Source organism: Nonomuraea sp. JJY05, assembly GCF_043496855.1.
Lineage (GTDB): Bacteria > Actinomycetota > Actinomycetes > Streptosporangiales > Streptosporangiaceae > Nonomuraea.
Window position 1 is genome coordinate 143,511 of record NZ_JBIEIS010000008.1, and the last position, 18,811, is coordinate 162,321.

Here is an 18,811-nt window from a genome sequence, read left to right on the forward strand (position 1 = left end):
CCGTGTCCAGGTGCTGCCTCGCGGACAGTTCAGGCGTCCTCGCGCTGAGGGTTCTCCAGGCGGAAGAAGTTGCTCTGGGTGCCGTCGCTCTTGGATTCCTGGTAGATGAAGTTGAGCCCCCGCTTGTCGAAGGTGTCGAACCACTCTTCCCAGCTCACGTGCCGAAGCTTGTCCCCACCGCCGTAGCCGGGAAAGTCGAATCGCAGCACGCCCAGGTGGTCGCCGTGCTCGGTGCCCTCCACCGTGGCGGCCGTCGCGCCGCGGCCTTCGGCCCAGTTCTTGATGACGTCGTGATCGGTGGTCACCAGGGTCTGGCCGTCGCGGTCGGGTTTGTCGTCCGTCGAACGGATCTCCTTGGCGTACTCCAGGCTCTTCGAGCTCTCAGGACCGTGGCGAACTCCACCGTCGCCGGAATCTTCCCGTCGTGACATGGCCTGTCTCACCTCCGTGTGGCCCGTCTACCCGCGCCCTGCACCGCTAACGGCCTTCGCGGCTCAAGCTTTCTTGGTGATGACCAGGGCCGGGGCGCGTTACGGAGTCGGCGTCCCGGGAAGCGGAACGAGGTGATGATCATCATCATCTCCCTGGGCGCGGCGTGCCTGCTGGGCATCGGTTTCGTCGCCCAGCAGCATGCCGCCTACCGCGAGCCCCTGGAGGAGATGCTGCACCCGCGCCTGCTGCTCGACCTCATGCGCATGCCATTGTGGCTGGCCGGGATCGGGCTGATGGTGTGCGGCCAGATTCTCGGCGCCGTCGCGCTGCGGGACGCGGACGTGGCGCGGGTTGAGCCGCTTCTCGCGATGAGCCTGTTGTTCGCCCTGACCGCGGCCCATGTCGTCTACCAGGAGCCGTTCGGCCGCATGTTGCAGCTGGGCGCCGTGCTGGTGAGCGGAGGGGTGGCGCTGTTCCTGTTCGCCGGGCAGCCTCAGGGCGGCCGCCTCCCCGATCCGGTCTCCCCGCGCTGGCTCGCGGCGCTGCCGGTGGTCGTGGTCGCGGCGGCGCTGGTCCTGTTCGGCCTGCGGCGTTCCCTGAAGGTCAAGGCGATGTTGCTGGCGGCAGCCGCCGGGGTGCTGTTCGGCCTGCAGGACGTGCTGACCCGTGGTTCCCTGCTCACGCTGGACAGCGGGCTGAGCCTGCTCGCGACCTGGCAACCGTACGTGTTGCCGGGTGTCGCCGTGGTGGGACTGCTCCTCAATCAGAGCGCTTTCGACGCCGCTCCGCTCCAGATCTCGCTGCCGGCCACCACGGTCGCGGAGCCGATCTCCGGGATCGTGCTGGGTGTGGCGATCTTCGCCGAGCGCCTGCAGGTCAGCCCGGCGGCGCTCGCCGGCGAGGTGGCCGGTCTGGTGGCGATGGTGACCGGCATCGTCGTCCTCGGCCGATCCCCGTTCCTGGCCAAGCCCGTGGCTCAGCCACAGTGAACGTGCGGCCCGGGCCGCTGTCAGAACACCTGGGCCAGGCACCCCAGGGCGACGGCCACCACGACCGTGGCCACCGCCAGGGCTCTCACGGATTTCGGTATGCGCAACACGATGCCCCCTCCAGGGTTCACAGGCAGTACCGCACGAGCCATTCGTCCGAGTCATAGGTGTCCCGTGCGGGGTCCGGCACGGTGGCCGCGTGCTCTTCGACCGTGTCCTCCAGCCGGATCCGCTCGGGCAGCCGGCCGAAGCGGGTCCGGCGCGCCGCTTCGGCGGCGTCCTTCGCCGTCCGCATCTCAGGCGGCTTTCGCGTTGATGGTGACCGGGATGTTGCCGCGGGTCGCCTTGGAGTAGGGGCAGATCTGGTGGGCCGCGGCGCCGAGCTCGCCGGCCGTCTGCTGGTCCACGCCTCCGAGCTCCAGGTTGAGCACGGCGCTGAGGCTGAACTCGCCGTCGTCGCCGTGGTGCAGGGTCACCTCAGCCGTGATGGCCGTACTCTTCAGCGGAATCCTGCGCTGCGCCGCCGCCCTCCTGACCGCGCCGAGGAAGCAGGAGCCCCAGCCCGCGGCCAGCAGCTGCTCGGGGTTGGTGGCCCCGCCCGCGCCACCGAGCTCCTTCGGGATGGCGAGCGTGGTGTCGAGGAGGCCGTCGTCGGCCTGGACCCGGCCTCCGTTGCGGCCCTCCCCCGTGACGGTGACGACCCCGGTGTAGCTGACGGCCATGGCTTTTCCCTTCTGATCAGTCGGGGACGCGCTGTGCGTCACCTGTTCAACTGGTGACGATATTGGCAGGACTGTGCGTCACCTGTCAAGCCGGTGACAAATCCGCTCCGGAGCGGTGGAACAGGCTCGGGTGCCGTTCGGCCCAGAGCTCTTCCTCCAGGTGGTGGTCTCGCCACACCTCCGGCGGGTCGGCCAGCCAGTCGTGGCCGAAGATCGTGTACGGATGATCCGCGCGCACGCGCTCCACCTCGTACTGGCCCAGATACTCCATCAGCGGCCGCCACCACTGCCCGTTCGCGACGACCAGGTACGAGGCCGCCAGCCCCGGTTCGTGCAGCCAGCCGCGCATCATCCGCGCCTGGAACACGTCCGTGACGGGAGACGGTCCGGCCTCGAAGGCGGGGCAGATCAGATGCCGCGCGATCGCGATGTGCGCCCCTGGGGGCACCGCCGTGCGCCGGCTCACGTCGTGCCAGACGTCGGCCACGACAGGGTCGGCCTCCAGTCCGTCCCGCTCCGGCGTCCGCAGGGTCAGCCAGCTCATGAAACCCCGCAGCCGGCCGCTCTCGCGGCACCTGAGCAGGAAGAACGCCTCCGGCTGACGGCCCAGCCAGAACCGGACGGACGCGGCCGTGAGCTCGCCGTCGCTCTCGCGCGCCATGGTGACGAGTTCGTCATGATCGGCGGGGGTCGCCTCGGACACCCGCACATCGGCCTCGCCCACCTTCGAGACGTACCGGCGCACGACCCCGCCGCGCCGGCGCAGATGGCTGATCGTCCGCATGGCCGCCATGCTCGCCCAGGGGTCGCGGGCGTCGCGCAGGAGCTCGTCCATGGCGTAATGGCGGATCCGCCGGTGCATCCGCTCGTAACCGGCGGGGTCCCGCCAACGCAGGTCGTGGTCGAGGGCTTCGCGCAGCACGCCGTTGATGTCCAGACCGTGAGCGGCGGTGTCGACGCACGGTTGCGCCCGGAGCCAGTCGAACAGCTCAGCCGCACGTCCGCCCGGCACCACGGCGCCGAGGAGGTCTTCCGTGGTGTGGCGGGCGTGCGCGCACACGTGCAGCGCCCACCGGTGCGCGTCCGTCGGCGCGCTCCCGGCCAGGCGCGCGAGCACGCTGTCGACGACGTGGCGTACGGCGTCACGGCGCGACGGCTGTCCCGTGGCCGACATGCTCCTGCCGACCTCGGCGGCGAGCGACAGGGCGAAGGGGTTGCCGGCGGCGAAGTCCACGATGGACCTCCGCAGGCCGGGGTCGACGCCGCGGGCCTCGACCAGCGCGGTGGACTCCGGGGCGGTGAGGACGTCGAGGTAGCGGATCTCGATCGTGCCGGACCAGGCCGGATCGGTGAGCCAGGAGGCGCTCGGCCCGGTCCGGCCCGCCACCACGACGATCGTGTCGCCGGGCAGCCGCCGGAGGCATTCGTCGCGCAGCCACGGTTCGAGGTCTGCCAGCTCCTCGAACGAGTCGATGAGCAGCACCGGGCCGGGGACGCCGGAGAGCTCCTCCGCGAATCGTCCGAGGTGTTCGCGCGCTTGCGTGACCGCCGAGCCGTGGAAGTGCCGCACCCGCCGCCCTACGGCGGCGGCGTCGGCGGCGAGCCGGTGCAGCAGCGTCGTCTTGCCGATGCCGGCGGGTCCGCGGAAGAAGAGCAGGCCCGGACGCTCCCCACGGCTCTTCTTCAGCAGGTCCTGGAAGGCGGCGCGCTCCGTGTCCCTCCCGACGAAGCGCCAGTGGGGAGTCTCGTCCGGGGAGCGTACGGCGGGCCGCTCGGCCCACGGAGCGAGGGCGAACTCGTCGTCGTGGTCCGCGTCGGCCCGCAGGATCCTGTCGTGGATCTCCCGCAGCCGCGGCCCCGGGCCGACGCCCAGCTCCTTGCCCAGCAGGTCGTAGACGGTCCGGTAGACCTCCAGCGCCTCCACCCGCCTGCCGCAGCGGTACAGGGCGAGGAGGTAGATCTCGTACAGCGGCTCTTCGAGCCGGTTCAGCTGGATGAGCAGCGGGATCTCGGCCACCACCTCCGCGTGCTCGCCCCGTTCCAGGCGGAGCTGCAGCAACTCCTGGGTGGCGAGCAGCTTCAACTGTTCGAGCCGGAACCGCTCGCATTCGGCGGCCTCGCCCGGGACCCCGGCCAGCGCCGTGCCCGTCCAGAGGCCGAGCGCCTGCTCCAGACGGCTCGCGGCCACCGAGACGCGCCCGCTCGCGCGCTCCTGCCTGGCGGATTCGAGGAGATCGGCGAACTCGGTGGCGTCCAGCGCGCACAGCGACGGGTCGAGCATGTAGCTCCCGGACTGGGAGCTGATCGCCGACTCCAGTCCGCACTCGGACAGCAGCCGCCGGATGCGGGAGATGTAGGTCCGGATGACCGCTTCGCCGGTGGCCGGCGCCCGGTCGCCCCACACTCCGGTGATCAGCTCGCCCATCCGGACGAAGCTGCCGCTGTTGACCAGCAACAGCATCAGGACGGCCTGTTGTTGCGGCGCGCCGAGATCCAGGCGCCTCTCACCGCGGTAGAGGCCGGGCGGCCCGAGGACGGTGAACCTGCAGGGAGCCGAGACGACGTTCGGCTGTCCAATCACGATCGGGCGCTTTCCTTACGAGTGCACAGTGCGGGCCCGCGGTAGTAGATCCCGGCCCGGACGGCCCTCGCGAGCGTCACGTGACGCCGTACGCGTACGTCATCCCGGCTCAGCACGCCATATCAGGAAAAGTCAGAAGACTCACAGACCACCGACAAGCCGGTCAATGCGCCAAAAATCCCGACGCGGCGTCAGTAGGGTCGGTCAGGGACGCCTTGAGTACGGCGTCGGTGACGCTGAGTGAGAGGGCGGGGGAACCTCGATGGGTGGGGTGAGTTTCGGGCTACTGGGCCCGATCAAGGTCTGGAGCGGCGGGGAAGAGCTGGACACGGGGTCGCCGCAGCAGCGGGGAGTGCTCGCCATGCTGCTCCTGAGCCAGGGGAGGCAGATCACGATCGACGAGATCGTGGCCGCGTTGTGGGGTCGTGAGGCGCCGCGCAGCGCCGTCGTGAGCACCCGCACCTTCATCTCCCGCCTGCGCCGGGTGCTGGCCGACGCCAGTGCGGCCGGGCTGGGCACCGAAGCGGAGATCAGGTCGGTGGGCCGCGGCTACCAGTTGGCGGTCGACCCCGGTGCGGTCGACGTGACGGTGTTCCGCCAGGCCACCGCCGCCGCCCGCGAGGCCCGCGAGCAGGGGAGGATCACGGAGGCGTCCGGGCTGCTGCGTGGCGCGCTGGCGCTGTGGCGCGGACCGGCGCTCGACGGATTGGGTGGCGCCTTCTTCGAGGGCCGCCGCGCCTGGCTCGAACAGCTGCGCGCCACGGCCATGGAGGAGCGCTGGGCGCTCGACATCGAACAGGGCGACTGCGGCGACGCGATCGACGGGCTGACGCTCGCGACGGCGGCGGAGCCCTATCGCGAGCGGCTCTGGGAGCTGCTGATGTGGGCCTTCGACCGCGACGGCCGCCGCGAGGAGGCCCTGTCGGCCTACCACCGGATCGCCGGGCTGCTGGACGAGGATCTGGGTCTGGAGCCCGGCCCCGGACTGCGGAGGATGTACGCCCGGATCAGGACGGCGGCCGACGCCTCACTCGTCTGAGCCGTACGAGATCCTGAGCACCCGCGCGAGATCGGCCCGGGAGCTCACCCCCAGCTTGGGGAAGATCCGGTGCAGGTGGGTGCTGACGGTCCGGTGGGACAGGTACAGCCGCTGCCCGATCTCCCGGTTGGTCAGCCCCTCGGCGGCCAGCTGAGCGATGCTCAGCTCGTGCGGGGTGAGCTTCTCCCGCGCGTCCGGGTCGCGGTTGGGGCTCGACTCCCCCGCGCCACGCAGCTCCCGCCGTGCACGCTCGCCCCATGCGGCCATGCCGAGCGCGTCGAAGGTCTGCCTGGCCGTACGCAGGTGCGTCCGGGACTCCGCGGCCCGGCGCCGCCGCCGCAGCCATTCGCCGAACGCCAGATGGAGGCGTCCGCGCTCGGCGGGCCATCCGGTCAGGTCCGCCCGCAGCGCGGCGGTGAACAACTCCTCCGCCTCCTCGTCCGGGGCGAGCACGGCACGCGCGTAGCGCAACCCGATGTGCAGCGCCGGTGACGGCGTCCACGCGGCCAGCGGCTCCAGGTCGCGCAGGATGTCGCGCATGGCGTCGGTCCGCCCGGCCCGCACGGCGGCCTCGGTGAGCTCCGCGAGGCAGTAGGCGCGCAGGGCCAGCTGGTAGGCGGGGTCCGCGGGATCGAGGATCCGGCTCAGAGCGGCGAACGCGTCGTCGAACCGGCCCTCGCTCAGGGCCGCGAGCCCGCGCGTGAGCTGGACGGTGGCCAGGACGGGCCGGGCGCCGACGGGGAGCGCGACGCGTTCTGCCTCGTCGGCGAGGGCGCCGGCCTGCCCGTGGTCGCCCCTCAGCGCGGCGATCTCGGCCTGGACGGCCGTGGCCAGCCCGTACATGAACGGCTGGCCGGTCTCCCGGGCGAACGTGGCGGCCTCGGCCGCGGCCGTCAGGGCCCCGGCCAGGTCGCCGAGCCTGGCCCGGCTCCACGCCAGCACGGCCAGCGCCCGGGGCAGCAGGCCGAGCCGGCCCTGGGCGCGCAGGGCGGGCGCCGCCGCCGCGGAGAAGCGGGCGGCCAGATCGAACGCCCCGACCTGCAGCGCCGCGCTGCCCAGGTAACGATCGCCCTCCGGGTCGGCGCCGGCCACGGCGGCCAGTTCGCGCAGCCGTTCGAGCGTGCTGCCGCCCCGCTCGAACGGCGCGACGTACGCCGCGACCGCGACCAGGCGCGGATCGCCGGCGGGAACGGGCAGCCGGTCGGCCACGGCCAGCAGCGCACGCCGGGCGGCCGGGCCCGGTTCGGACCAGAAGCAGCGCATGGCGGCACCCCACAGGATCCGGACGGCCGGCTCGACCTGCCCGTCGGCGGCGACCGAAGCGGCCAGCTCGGCCAGTTCCGGCACGCGGGAGGGGTCCTCGCGCACCCCGTCCTCGAAGCTGCTGAGCAACCACGCGGCGGTGGCCCGCCGGCGCGGCGAGAGTTCGAGGGCCTGCGCGTCGCGCACCAGACGCTCGGACGTGCCGCGGCTGCCGGACTCGACCGCGAGCTCGGCCGCTCCCAGCAACCTGTCCGCCTTCCTGTCCTGCGCCTGGCTCAGCCGGGCCGCCTGCTCGAAGGCCGCGATCGCGGCGGCGACCCCGCCCCGGCGCCGGGCCCGGTCGGCCGCGCGATCCAGCTCGGCCGCCACCGCCTCGTCGGCTCCGGACGTCGCGGCGGCCCGGTGCCACGCCCGCCGGTCCGGCTGGTCGCGCAGCGTCTCGGCGAGAGCCAGGTGGGCCTGCCTGCGCTCGGCGAGCGCCGAAGCGGCCGGGATGGCCGAGCGCATCAGGGGATGGCGGAACCGCACCGCGCCGATGCCGAGCTCGATCAGCCGGACCTCGACGGCCGGCGCGAGGACCTCCAGCTCGGCCGCCGACCCCAGGATCAGGCCCGTGGCCGCGAGCGTCTCGGCGACCGAATCGCTCTGGTTGAGCGCCGCGACCAGCAGCGCGGTGCGGGCCGGCACCGGCAGGGCGGCGACCCGGGCGATGAACGCGCGCTCAAGCCGCTCGCTCAGCGGCAGCATCGGACCGCGCCCGCCGTGATCTCCCACGGCCGCCGGCAGCTCGGTCAGCGCCAGCGGGTTGCCGGCGGCCTCCGCCAGCAGCCGCGCCCGGACCTCCGGGGTGAGGCCGGGGGCGATCGAGTCCAGGAGCGCGTCGGCGACCTCGTCGGAGAGGCGGTCGACGGGCATCGGGGACAGCCCGGCGTCCTGCAGGTGAGAGCGCTCGCCCGCCCTGAGGGTCGCGACCATGCCGATGGGCTCGGACTCGATCCGGCGCGCCACGAAGGCGAGGATGTCGGCGCTGGCGCGGTCGAGCCAGTGCACGTCCTCCGCGACGACCAGCAGCGGCTGGACGGCGGCCGCATCGGCCAGCAGGGTCAGCGTGGCCAGGCCGACGAGGTACCCGCTGAGCTCGGCCCCCTCCGCCAGGCCCATCGCGCAGCGCAGGGCCTCGCGCTGCGGGGCCGGCAGCGCGTCCACGCCCGCCCGGACCGGGTACAGCAGCTGGTGCAACCCGGCGAAGGCGAGATGCCGCTCGGCCTCCACGCCGGTCGTCGTCAGCACGCGCAGGCCCGCGGCCGACGCCGCCGAAACGGCCTCCGCCACGAGCGCGGACTTCCCGATGCCGGCCTCCCCCAGCAGGAGAACGCCGCTGCGCCGCGCAGGGTCCTCGACGAGCTCGGCCAGGGCCTTCAGCTCGGCTTCCCGTCCAAAAAGGCGCATGGTACGGCGCTCCTCCCCTCGGTGACCTCGCCCGGCTCCCCCAGCCGTTCGAGTCCCGCCGTGACCCTACCGAAAGCGTCCCGGTACGACGCGACGTATATGCCCAGGACGGACACCTGCCTCAGGCGCCAACCATTCGTCAACGTGACCTCCTCCCACGGCTTCTACGCTCCCCGGCATGTCGACCAACACCGAGGCCGTGGCCGTCACCGAGACCCGGCTCATCCACGCCTTCCACCGGCGCGCCACGACGTTGTTGTCAGAGGCCGCCCTGCGGCCCGCCGTCCCCCTCGCGGCCCTGGCCGAGCTGCGCGAGTTCCTCGTCAGGAACCTGCGCCACCATCACGAGACCGAGGACCACCAGCTGTGGCCGATGATCGCGGCGGTGGCGCCGGAGGCGGCGGAGCGGTTCGCCGTGCTGAGCGAGGAGCACGACGACCTCGACATCGCGCTCGACGCCCTGGGCGCGGTGCCGATCGGCGAGGACGGCGACCGCCCGGGACTGCGCAGGGCGGCCGAAGCGGTCCGGGACCTGGTGCATCGGCATCTCGAGCACGAGGAGCCGCTGCTGTTCCCGGCGTTGCGCGAGCACGTCTCGCCGGACGAGTGGGCCGCCTTCTCGCGCGCGACCGTCGCGACCTCGCCGACCGAGGCGGCGCACCTGATCGTCGGATTCCTCGACGAGGTCGGCACGCCGGAGGAGGTCGCGCTCGTCCTGGCCGGCCTGCCGGAGCCCGCGCAGCAGTTCGTGCCCGCGATGCGCGAGCAGGCGCGCGCCTCCCTCGCGGTCCTGTCCGGCGACACGGAAGGCTGAAAGCGCATGACGCTCGGACTCGCGGTGCCCTTCGTCGATCCGGCCGCGCTGGTCGCGTGGGCGCGGCGCGTGGAGGTGCTGCTCGCGCCCCTGCGCGACCCGGTGCTGCCGGCCTGAGCAGCCCGACCATGGCTTGTATGCGCGTTGTCTGCGGTTCGTATGCAGGCGGTGCCTAGGGTCGTACCGGGGCGGGCTTGCCCGGCCGTGCCGTACGGGAAGGAGACCCATGACCATCACCGTCACGGGGTCAGCGCACCCGCGGAACGCCGACGCCGCGCAGCAGTGTGTCGACCACGACGTCGGCGGCCTGCGCGGCGGTCAGCTCGGGCAGGTCCTCTGCCGCGTGCACCATCAGCGGCGGCAGGACCGTGGCCACCCAGCCGGGGGGTAGGTCGGAACGCAGCAGGCCCTCGTCGGTGGCGCGCCGCAAGAAGGCGTCGACCTCGTCGATCAGGCCGCGGCGGCGCTCGAGGAGCGTCGCCTCGCGGAGCATGCGGCTCGTTTCCACGGGCCACTTGCGGTTGACGGCGATGATGCCCTCGACGTAACGGTGCAGCGCGACCGCGACCGGGGCCTCGCGTAGCCTGGCCGCCTCGACGGCCTGCTCGACCGCGTCGTAGCGGGCTCCGTAGACGGCGGCCATGAGGTCTTCGCGGGAGGCGAAGCGGCGGTAGACCGTGCGGCGGTCCACCCCTGCCGCGGCCGCGATGGCGGCGATGGTCGCCGAGGGGTCGTCGGCGAGCATTCGGGCGCCTGTGCTCAGGACGCGTTCGAGGTTGCGGGTCGCGTCTGCTCTCACCCGCCCCAAGATACCGCTGTCACGTGGCACATGAAGCAAAATAGTGTCACATTAGTGAGGCATTTACCGCCGTATGGGGAGTGGGGGAAGCGTGGAGACGCTCGTCTCGACAATGGTGGGCCGGGATGGCGTCCAAAGGGAGCTGTCCGCGTTCATGGCGGCCGCCGGGGGGCGGGCGCTCATCCTCAGGGGCGAGAGCGGGGTCGGCAAGAGCGCCCTGCTCGACCACGTGGCCGGCCTCGCGGGCCCGGAGCGGCAGCGGGTGATCCGCGCCGCCGGCGTCGAGGCGGAGACGGAGCTGCCCTTCGCCGGCCTGCACCAGCTGCTCTACTCGCTGCTGCCCCACTCGGCCGGGCTCGACGAGGGCCACCGGGACGTCTTCGACGTCGTCTTCGGGCTGCGCGCGGGCACGGCGCCGTCGGTCATGTCCCTCGGCATCGCCGTGCTCGACCTGCTGTCGCTGGCGGCGTCGGAGAAGCCGCTGCTGCTGTTGCTCGACGACGGTCAGTGGATGGACGCCTCCAGCGCCGAGGTGTGCGGGTTCGTGGGGCGCCGGCTCAGCGGGAGCTCCGTGAAGATGCTCATCGCCGTGCGGTCCGACGTCGGCTCGCGGTTCGACACGGCCGCGCTTCCGGAGCTGCCCGTGGCGGCCCTGTCGGAGGAGGCCGCCGGGCAGCTCCTGGACCTCCGCCATCCGCGGCTCGACGCGCCCACCCGGCGCAGCGTCCTGGAGCACGCCATGGGCAACCCCCTGGCGCTCCTGGAACTGCCCGCCTACCTTGACGGCGGCCACACCGGCGACCTCGGATTCGGCAACATCCCGCTGTCGCGCCGCCTGCAGCACGTCTACGGCATCCGCATCGAACGCCTGGCCGCTCCCGTACGCGAGGAACTGCTGCGCGGCGCCCTCGACGGCGTCGGGGCGGGACCGTCCGGCAACCGCGCCCCCGGCGCCCGCTACCGCATGCGCGAGGCCGACGAGGCGGTCGCGGCCGGCCTCCTGGACACCGACCCCGCCACCGGCGACCTCGTCTTCCGGCACCCGCTGGTCCGGGCCACCGTCGTTCAGCTGGCGACCCCCAACCAGCGCCGGGCGGCGCACGCCGAGCTCGCGCGGGTGCACCGCGACGACGTCGAGCGGCGCGCCCGCCACCTGGCGGCCTCGGCCGTGGATCCCGACGAGCAGGTGGCGGCCGCGCTGGAGGCCGCGGCCGACTCGGCGACCCGGCGCGGCGGCGCGGTCGCGGCCGTGGCCTGGCTGACCCGCGCGGCGGAGCTGAGCGAGACCCCCGCCGACCGCTCCAGGCGGCTCGGCGACGCCGCCTTCATCGCCGGCCATGCCGCGCTCCTGGACCAGGCGCGGAAACTCGTCCGCTCGGACCTGCTGCCGGGCGCGAGCGAGTCCCCCGCCACGGTCGTCACCTCGGCGTACGTGGCCCTGTACGAAGACGGCGACGTGCGCTCCGCGCATCGCCACGTAGCGGCGGCGATCGAGAGCCTGCGGGAGGACGGCGCGCACAAGCCCCCCGAAGTGCTCACCCGGCTGGTCAACGTGCTGCTGGCCATCAGCCAGTACGCCGGCGACGCCGCGCTGTGGGAGCGCACCGAGCAGCTCATGGACTCTCTGGGGGACCGGGTCGACACCCGCTCGGCGATCTACCGCGACGCGTGGAGCGACGTCGTCCGCCGCGGTGCGGGCGTGCACGAGCGCGTCGAGCGCGCGTTCGCCGACGGCTCGGAGCTGGAGCCGTGGGACGTCTCGCGGCTGTCCGTGGCCGCCTACCACGTCGACACGCTGCGCCAGTACCGCCCCTACCTGCAGCGCGCCGTCGACCGCGAGGTGGAGACCGGCGCCGTGGCCACCGGCATGACCATGCTGCACCTGATCATGCTCGACCAGCTGGCCGCCGGCGAGTGGGACGACGCCGAGCGGACGGGACAGCGCGCGCTGGAGCTGACCACGGCCCATGGACACGCGCTGTTCGCCCACCAGACCCGTGCCTACCTCGGACTCCTGGACGCCCTGCGCGGCCAGGTCGAACGGGCCCGGGAGGCGCAGGCCGTCCTGGACGCCTGGGCCCGCCCGCGCGGCGTGGGGTTCCTGACCCAGATCGCCGACGCCATCGGCACGGCGGCGGCCCTGAGCGAGGGCGACTACGAAGCCGCCTACCTGTACGCCATCGGCATCACGCCGCCCGGATCGTTCGAACGCTGCGCCCACCAGGCCTCGCGCACGCTGCTCGACCTGGTCGAGGCCGCCGCGCACACCGGGCGCCTGGAGGAGGCCCGCAGGCACGCCCAGGCGGCCTGCGATGCCGGCCTGCCCGAAGTCTCCCCCCGGCTGGCCCTCATCACGTACGGCGCCCTGGCGATGACGGCCGCCGAGGAGAAGGAGGCCGAGGACATGTACGCCCGGGCAGAGGCCCACCCGGCCGCGGCCGGCTTCCCGTTCGAGCTGGCGCGCATCCGCCTGGCCCACGGCGTCCGGCTCAGGCACACCCAGGGTCCCAAGGCCGCACGGCCCGTACTGGTCCGGGCCGTCGAGTCCTTCGAACGGCTCGGCGCCGCAGGCTGGGCCGGGCGCGCCCAGGCCGAGCTGCGGGCCTCAGGGACGCCCGCCCGGGCCTCGCTGTCGTACCTGACCGCGCTGACCTGGCAGGAGCGCCGCATCGCCGAGCTGGCCGCGAGCGGGCTGACCAACAAGGAGATCGGCGCGCGCATGCACCTGTCCCCGCGCACCGTCAGCTCCCATCTCTACCGCGTCTTCCCGAAGCTGGGCATCACCTCCCGGGCCGCGCTGCGCGACGCTCTGGGCAAGGCCGCGGACGTGTGACCTCTCTTCACCACTTCGACGGGTCGGCGGACACCCCTCGCTCGGCGAGCCAGACCAGCACGTAGTCGACGACCGCTCGCCAGCCGCTGTCGACGACCAGCGAATGGGCCCGGTCCGGGAACTGCTTGAGGCTGCTCGTGGCCGTCGAGTCGCCGTACAGCTTGTACACGGCCCGGGTCACGTGGTCGGGCACCAGCCGGTCCTCCTGCCCCGAGATCAGCAGCAGCGGGCCGCGGCGGGCGTTGCCGTGGTCCACGGCCGCCCGCGGATGCCGTACGGCGCCGCCGTGTCCCAGCTCGGCCAGCAGCCGGCGCGGCCCGGGGATCACGTGGCGCTCGAACAGCTCGGCCGACTCCTGCTCGGTCACCGCGTTGGCGAACAGCCGCCGGAACCTCTCGGCGTCCATCGACACCGGCCACGGCTCCCCGGAGGCCGGGCGGGTCGCGTGGTCGACCGGGGCGGGGGCGATGGCGACCGCGGCACGGCCCGCGTTCGCGCCGAGGAGGTGCTGCGCGATGAGCCCGCCCACCGAGTGGCCGACGATCACGGGCGGGGTGTCAAACGAACGGACGATGCGCGCGTAGTGATCCGTGAGCGCGTCGAGCCCCAGCTCGTGGAGCGTCTCGGGATGCCGGCGGGCCTCCCCGACCGTGGCGGGCTCTCCCGGCCAGCCCGGCGCGTGGACGGCGAACCCGAAACTGGCGAAGCGCTGGTTCCATGGCTCCCACGACGACGCGTGGAGCCACGCGCCATGGATGAAGACGATGGGAGTGGGGCTCACGGATCCTCCAGCTCGTACGGGCCGTGGCTCAAGAATCGTCCAGGGGCGCGTGGGGCGGGAACAGTCGAATGACTTAACCTTCCGCTCCGCCTCGCTGCACCGGTCCGGAGGGTGTCACGTGGCCCGTTCGCCGCGTCTCACCGTCATGTGACTGATGTGCTGTATCCTCCCTGCCCGAAACAGTGGGAGATGTCGCATTCCCACTGTTTCGACATGGAGGACCACACATGATCAACAGGCGCACCTTCGGCAAGGTCCTCGGTCTGGCGACCGTCGCCTCGCTAGCGGGCCAAACCGCCTCCGCCGCCTCCGCCGCCTCCGCCGCCACGACGTCGCCGGCCGCCTCTTTCGCCTCTTTGAAGCAGGTCAAGGCCGGGGTGCTGGACATCGGTTACGCCGAGGCGGGGCCGGCCCACGGGCCCGTGGTCATCTGCCTGCACGGCTGGCCGTACGACATTCACAGCTTCGTCGACGTCGCCCCGCTGCTGGCGGCGCAGGGCTACCGGGTGATCGTGCCCTACCTGCGCGGTCACGGCACGACGCGGTTCCTGTCCGCGAAGACGTTCCGCAACGCCCAGCAGTCGGCGATCGCGCTCGACATCATCGCCCTGATGGACGCCCTCAAGATCGACAAGGCGGTGCTCGCCGGCTTCGACTGGGGGTCGAGGACCGCCGACATCATCGCGGCCCTGTGGCCGCAGCGGTGCAAGGCGCTGGTGTCGGTGAGCGGCTACCTCATCACGAACCTCGAGGCCAACCTCAGCCCGCTGCCGCCGAAGGCCGAATACGCCTGGTGGTACCAGTACTACTTCGCCACCGAGCGGGGCCGGCTGGCCATGGAGGACAAGGACAAGCGCCACGACCTGACCCGGCTCGTCTGGGACACCGTCTCCCCTACGTGGGACTTCGACGACGCCACCTTCGAGCGCACGGCCGCGGCCTTCGAGAACCCCGACTACGCCGCCATCGTGATCCACAACTACCGGTGGCGGCTCAGCCTGGCCGACGGGGAGCGCCGTTACGACGGTCTGGAGAAGCGGCTCGCCGCGCGGCCGGTCATCAAGGTGCCGACCATCACCCTGGACGCCGAGCGCGACCCCTTCACGGCGCCGGGCGACGGCTCGTCGTACCGGCAGATGTTCACCGGCGCCTACGAACACCGCACCCTGGCGGGCATCGGCCACAACCTGCCGCAGGAGGCGCCCGCCGCCTTCGCCCGGGCCGTCGTCGACGTGGACCACTTCTGACCCCACAATGCCGAAACAGCCTGCCGGATACGATCCGGCAGGCTGTCGGTGTGTTCCCGTCAGACAGTCTGGGTCCGCGGCGAGCGGGCACGCCAGGCCAGCAGCCCGGCCTGGATGATGAAGAACACGCCGCCGCCGGTGGCATAGACCGACAGCACGTCGAGCGAGGCGCCGTCCCCGAGGGCCTGGATGTTGTAGAAGATGCCCACGACGAACGACAGACCACCCGCGATCAGTATCGGCCACTGCTTGCCCAGCTCCGGACCGCGCCGCCGCAGCCCGACCAGCACCTGCGCCGCCCCCGAGACAACGGCCCAGGCGCCGAACACGTGCAGCACCGCCGCCACCCCGCCCATCCCCGCGACGCCGACGGCGACGGCGGCCAGGGTGCTGAGCGCCCCGTTGAACATCGTCAGGCGGCGCTCCGACCCGTCAGGCAGGGCACGCAGGTCGATCAGCGACGACACCGCGTCGATCAGCGGATAGACGACCAGCAGGGCGATCGTGAGGGCGTCGATGGGGTCGTGTGCAAGGGCGAACACGGCGGCCCATGCCACGGCCAGGACGCCACGGCCCAGGTACAGCTTCAGCAGGGATGAGGCTTTCATGATGGGGGCCTTTCCAGAAGTCAGTGCCGGGCGGGGGCGCAGTAGTAGCTGCCGGCGGCGGCCGGGTCGCCGTGGCCGGAGTAGCGGGAGACGAGCGGGTACCGGCACAGCTCACGCGTCACCGTCTTGCCGGAGGAGTCCGTGATGGAGGCGTGCAGCGTCTGCGGGGCCTTGCCCTGCTCGACCCAGGTCGTGAGGGCGCCGAGGGCGTCGGTGGGCTTCGGGCCGGTGCTCGTGTCGCCGGCGCAGTGGGAGACGCCCGGCGCCAGGAACAGCCGGTAGAAGTCGTCGACCTGGCGCGCGCCGCCCATGGCCAGCTCCACCCGCCGGCGGTAGTCCACGGTGCCCTGGGCGGGAATCAGCTGGTCAGCGGCTCCGTGCCAGGTCAGGAGCTTGCCGCCGGACCTGCGGAACGCCGACAGGCCGGGGTCGTCGGTGCCGATGATCGCGTCGTACTCGGTCTGGGACTGCTCGAAGAGCTTGGCGAATTCGGCGTAGGTGATCGTCGACAGGTCGTACGAGGGCTGCCGCTTCAGGAACGTCGCGACCCAGGCGGCCGGCACGGGGAACGGCGCGCCCACGCGGTCGCCGTTGTCGACGACGCGGGTGCCGGCGAGGTCGAAGCCGGCTCCGATCGGGATGCCGGCCCACAACTTCCTGCCGGACGGGGTGTGGGGGCCGGCCCAGATCTTGCGCACGACGGCGGCGTCGGCCGCGGTGATGATCTCCTGCTTGCCGTCGCATTCGACGCTCTTGCCGATGAGCTGCCGCGGGTCGAAGGCGCACGACGCGGGGTCGTCGATCAGCCCGTCGGGAGCGCCGTCGAGCGGGTCGCAGGCCTTGACGGCGGCCGCGTTGAAGGCGCTGAACTTGCAGGGGGAGGGGAAGGTGTTCTCCTCGTTCATCACCACCTGCGGCCACAGGGTCGCGACCTCGAACTCGTCCCAGTTGATCGCCGGCGCGGCGGCCAGGATGCCGTCGAAGTCGTCGGGGTGGCGCTGGGCCTCCATGTAGCCCTGGCGGCCACCGGTCGAGCAGCCGTTCCAGTACGAGTAGGAGACGCGCCTGCCGTAGACCTCGTTGACGACCTGCTTGCCGACGACCGCCATCTCGTGCTGGGACCGGTCGGCGAAGTTCTTCAGCAGCGGCGTGTTGACCTCGCCGTCGCTGTTCAGGGCCCAGCCGGTGTCCAGATACGTGCTGACACCGGCGTCGGTGGTCGCGGCGGCGTAGCCGCTCTTGATCGCGCCGGCCAGGCCCACGCCGTAGTCGCCGGCGGCGAAGGCACTGCCGCCCAACGCCTGGAAACGGCCGGTCCAGCCGGTCTCGGGCAGCCAGACCCGCACCTTGGCGTGGTCGCCGACGCCCGGGTGGGTGAGCGTGACCGTGACGTCGCAATAGGCCGGCACGTCCGGGATCTTCACCACTTCGGTGAACGGCGGCACGGGCTGGATGGTCAGGGTGCCCCCCTCTTGGCGCACCGCCGTCACGGACTCCACCGCGGTGCCGGACGGGGCGTTCACGGAGATGGACGAGCACGTGAACGAGGTGGCGGCAGAGCTCGCGGCGCTGGCCGAGGCCGTGGCCGGCAGGCACGCCGCCGCTGCCACTCCGGTCGCGAAGATGATCAGAAGACGTTTCATGACGTTCACTGTCGTTTCGCGACCGGCACCGGCACATCAGTCAGTTGACGGTCAGCACCGGCAGGCCGCTCCGGGCGCAGGTCAACGGCCTGCCTGCGGGGGGATCCGCGCGGTGCCGCCGGTCGAGCGGCTGTGTCCAGGTGGCGCGCACGTGTGGCAGCAGACGCACGGCGCCGAGGTGCGCGGGATGACTGACCGTCAAGTGACGGATGTGACCGCGGTCCTCCCCGGACGACAGTTCTTGCACCAGAACAGCAACCTTCGCGTGAAGCATCCTGAAAGGGGAAAATCGTGGTCAGCATCAAGGGTGGCGGCAGACGGCGGCTCATGGTGGGCGCCCTGTCGACGGTCGCGATCGCCCTCCTCCCTGCCACCACCGCCTCCGCCACCACCGCCTCCGCCGCCTCCGCCGCGGAAAAGCCTGCAAAGCCGACCATCGTGCTGGAGCACGGCGCCTTCGCCGACGCCTCCAGCTGGAACGCGGTGATCGAAGTGCTGCGCGCGGACGGCTATCCCGTCGTCGCCGCGGCCAACCCGCTGCGCGGCCCGGCTTACGACGCGGCCGCGCTCCGCAGCGTCCTCGACCACGTCTCCGGACCCAAGATCCTCGTCGGGCACTCGTACGGCGGCACGGTCATCACCGTCGCCGGCGCGAACGACCCCGAGGTCAAGGCCCTCGTGTACGTCGCCGCCTTCCTGCCCGCCCCCGGCGAGACCGCCCTGGAGCTGACGAACAAGTTCCCCGGCTCCACCCTCCCCGGCGCCCTCGACCCCGCCCCCTTCGCCCTCCCCGACGGCACCAGCGGCACCGACCTGTACATCAAGCAGGGCAAGTTCCACCACCAGTTCGCCGCCGACGTACCGGCCGGCACCGCGGCCCTCATGGCCGCCACCCAGCGGCCCATCGCGCAGTCCGCCCTGGAGGAGAAGACCGAGGTCGCCGCCTGGAAGGACAAGCCCTCCTGGGCCGTCATCACGACCCAGGACCTCAACATCCCCGCCGAGGTCCAGCGCTACATGGCCAAGCGCGCCCACGCGCACTCCGTCGAGGTACGCGCCTCCCACTCCGTCGCCGTCTCCCAGCCCAAGGTCGTGGCCGGGGTCATCGAGAAGGCCGCGCACGCCGCCCGCTAGCACCGGAAGAGAGATCACACCATGGACATGAAGCTCGAAGTCGTCGTCCTGCCCGTCTCCGACGCCGACCGCGCCAGGGACTTCTACACCCGGCAGCTGGGCTTCCGCCTCGACGCGGACTTCCCCATCAAGGACGGTTACCGGATCATTCAGGTCACTCCGCCCGGCTCAGCCTGCTCGATCATCTTCGGCGACGGCCTCACCGACGCCGAGCCCGGCACGGTCCAGGGACTGCACCTGATCGTGTCCGACATCGAGCAGGCCCTCAAGGAGCTGACCAGCCAGGGCGTCGACGTCACCGGCCCGTTCCACGACGCCACCGGCGCCTTCCACCAGGCCGACGAGGCCGGCCGGGTCATGGGCGCGCACCCGCAGCGTGCCAGCTACGGCTCCTTCGCCTCGTTCGCCGACCCCGACGGCAACCGCTGGTTCCTGCAGGAGATCACCGTACGGCTGCCCGGCCGCTGACCGGCGCTT

16 protein-coding genes are annotated in these 18,811 nt (G+C 72.3%); 7 read left to right on the forward strand and 9 right to left on the reverse strand.

What is annotated here, in order from left to right:
• Positions 1-29: 29 nt before the first annotated feature.
• Positions 30-431 carry a hypothetical protein gene (locus tag ACFKCF_RS13985; RefSeq protein ID WP_394493616.1) on the reverse strand — a complete coding sequence of 134 codons (402 nt, stop codon included), beginning with the start codon at positions 429-431 and terminating at the stop codon, positions 30-32.
• Between the two features lie 135 nt (positions 432-566).
• On the opposite strand from ACFKCF_RS13985, the gene ACFKCF_RS13990 reads away from it, so the two are divergent.
• Complete coding sequence (locus ACFKCF_RS13990) at positions 567-1,421, forward strand: DMT family transporter (RefSeq protein ID WP_394493618.1); 855 nt, start codon at positions 567-569, stop codon at positions 1,419-1,421.
• A 127-nt stretch (positions 1,422-1,548) separates the two neighbouring features.
• On the opposite strand, the gene ACFKCF_RS13995 is transcribed toward ACFKCF_RS13990, so the two are convergent.
• The 3 genes from ACFKCF_RS13995 to ACFKCF_RS14005 all read right to left on the reverse strand — a co-directional run bounded on the left by ACFKCF_RS13995 (position 1,549) and on the right by ACFKCF_RS14005 (position 4,724).
• A complete protein-coding gene (locus ACFKCF_RS13995) occupies positions 1,549-1,716 on the reverse strand; it encodes a hypothetical protein (protein WP_394493620.1) in 168 nt (55 codons plus the stop codon).
• 1 nt (position 1,717) lies between these two features.
• The gene (locus ACFKCF_RS14000) at positions 1,718-2,143 is read right to left on the reverse strand and encodes an Ohr family peroxiredoxin (RefSeq protein WP_394493622.1); all 426 of its coding nucleotides are present in this window, start codon (positions 2,141-2,143) and stop codon (positions 1,718-1,720) included.
• 85 nt (positions 2,144-2,228) lie between these two features.
• Positions 2,229-4,724 carry a BTAD domain-containing putative transcriptional regulator gene (locus ACFKCF_RS14005; RefSeq protein ID WP_394493623.1) on the reverse strand — a complete coding sequence of 832 codons (2,496 nt, stop codon included), beginning with the start codon at positions 4,722-4,724 and terminating at the stop codon, positions 2,229-2,231.
• A gap of 271 nt (positions 4,725-4,995) precedes the next feature.
• Here ACFKCF_RS14005 and ACFKCF_RS14010 point away from each other — a divergent pair, with 271 nt between their 5' ends.
• On the forward strand, positions 4,996-5,763 hold the full coding sequence (locus tag ACFKCF_RS14010) for a BTAD domain-containing putative transcriptional regulator (protein ID WP_394493625.1): 768 nt from the start codon (positions 4,996-4,998) through the stop codon (positions 5,761-5,763).
• Here ACFKCF_RS14010 and ACFKCF_RS14015 read toward each other — a convergent pair.
• Positions 5,752-8,475, reverse strand: coding sequence for an ATP-binding protein (locus tag ACFKCF_RS14015; RefSeq protein ID WP_394493627.1), 2,724 nt, complete (start codon positions 8,473-8,475; stop codon positions 5,752-5,754). The genes ACFKCF_RS14010 and ACFKCF_RS14015 overlap by 12 nt on opposite strands.
• A gap of 178 nt (positions 8,476-8,653) precedes the next feature.
• On the opposite strand from ACFKCF_RS14015, the gene ACFKCF_RS14020 reads away from it, so the two are divergent.
• A complete protein-coding gene (locus ACFKCF_RS14020) occupies positions 8,654-9,289 on the forward strand; it encodes a hemerythrin domain-containing protein (protein WP_394493629.1) in 636 nt (211 codons plus the stop codon).
• A gap of 247 nt (positions 9,290-9,536) precedes the next feature.
• Here the strand turns inward: ACFKCF_RS14020 and ACFKCF_RS14025 are convergent, their stop codons facing one another.
• Positions 9,537-10,088 (reverse strand): TetR/AcrR family transcriptional regulator, encoded by a 552-nt coding sequence (locus tag ACFKCF_RS14025; protein ID WP_394493630.1) that lies wholly within the window; start codon positions 10,086-10,088, stop codon positions 9,537-9,539.
• A 91-nt stretch (positions 10,089-10,179) separates the two neighbouring features.
• On the opposite strand from ACFKCF_RS14025, the gene ACFKCF_RS14030 reads away from it, so the two are divergent.
• Positions 10,180-12,921, forward strand: a complete 2,742-nt coding sequence (locus tag ACFKCF_RS14030; RefSeq protein WP_394493632.1) for an AAA family ATPase — start codon at positions 10,180-10,182, stop codon at positions 12,919-12,921.
• Between the two features lie 7 nt (positions 12,922-12,928).
• Here the strand turns inward: ACFKCF_RS14030 and ACFKCF_RS14035 are convergent, their stop codons facing one another.
• The gene (locus ACFKCF_RS14035) at positions 12,929-13,702 is read right to left on the reverse strand and encodes an alpha/beta hydrolase (protein ID WP_394493634.1); all 774 of its coding nucleotides are present in this window, start codon (positions 13,700-13,702) and stop codon (positions 12,929-12,931) included.
• Positions 13,703-13,929: 227 nt separating this feature from the next.
• Here ACFKCF_RS14035 and ACFKCF_RS14040 point away from each other — a divergent pair, with 227 nt between their 5' ends.
• On the forward strand, positions 13,930-14,949 hold the full coding sequence (locus ACFKCF_RS14040; protein WP_394493636.1) for an alpha/beta fold hydrolase: 1,020 nt from the start codon (positions 13,930-13,932) through the stop codon (positions 14,947-14,949).
• Between the two features lie 59 nt (positions 14,950-15,008).
• Here the strand turns inward: ACFKCF_RS14040 and ACFKCF_RS14045 are convergent, their stop codons facing one another.
• A complete protein-coding gene (locus tag ACFKCF_RS14045) occupies positions 15,009-15,557 on the reverse strand; it encodes a hypothetical protein (protein ID WP_394493638.1) in 549 nt (182 codons plus the stop codon).
• A gap of 20 nt (positions 15,558-15,577) precedes the next feature.
• Positions 15,578-17,200, reverse strand: coding sequence for a tannase/feruloyl esterase family alpha/beta hydrolase (locus tag ACFKCF_RS14050; protein WP_394493639.1), 1,623 nt, complete (start codon positions 17,198-17,200; stop codon positions 15,578-15,580).
• Positions 17,201-17,491: 291 nt separating this feature from the next.
• On the opposite strand from ACFKCF_RS14050, the gene ACFKCF_RS14055 reads away from it, so the two are divergent.
• Positions 17,492-18,334, forward strand: coding sequence for an alpha/beta fold hydrolase (locus ACFKCF_RS14055; RefSeq protein ID WP_394493641.1), 843 nt, complete (start codon positions 17,492-17,494; stop codon positions 18,332-18,334).
• A 27-nt stretch (positions 18,335-18,361) separates the two neighbouring features.
• Entirely contained in the window at positions 18,362-18,802 is a 441-nt protein-coding gene (locus tag ACFKCF_RS14060; RefSeq protein WP_394493643.1) for a VOC family protein, read from the forward strand.
• The last annotated feature ends 9 nt before the right edge of the window (positions 18,803-18,811 follow it).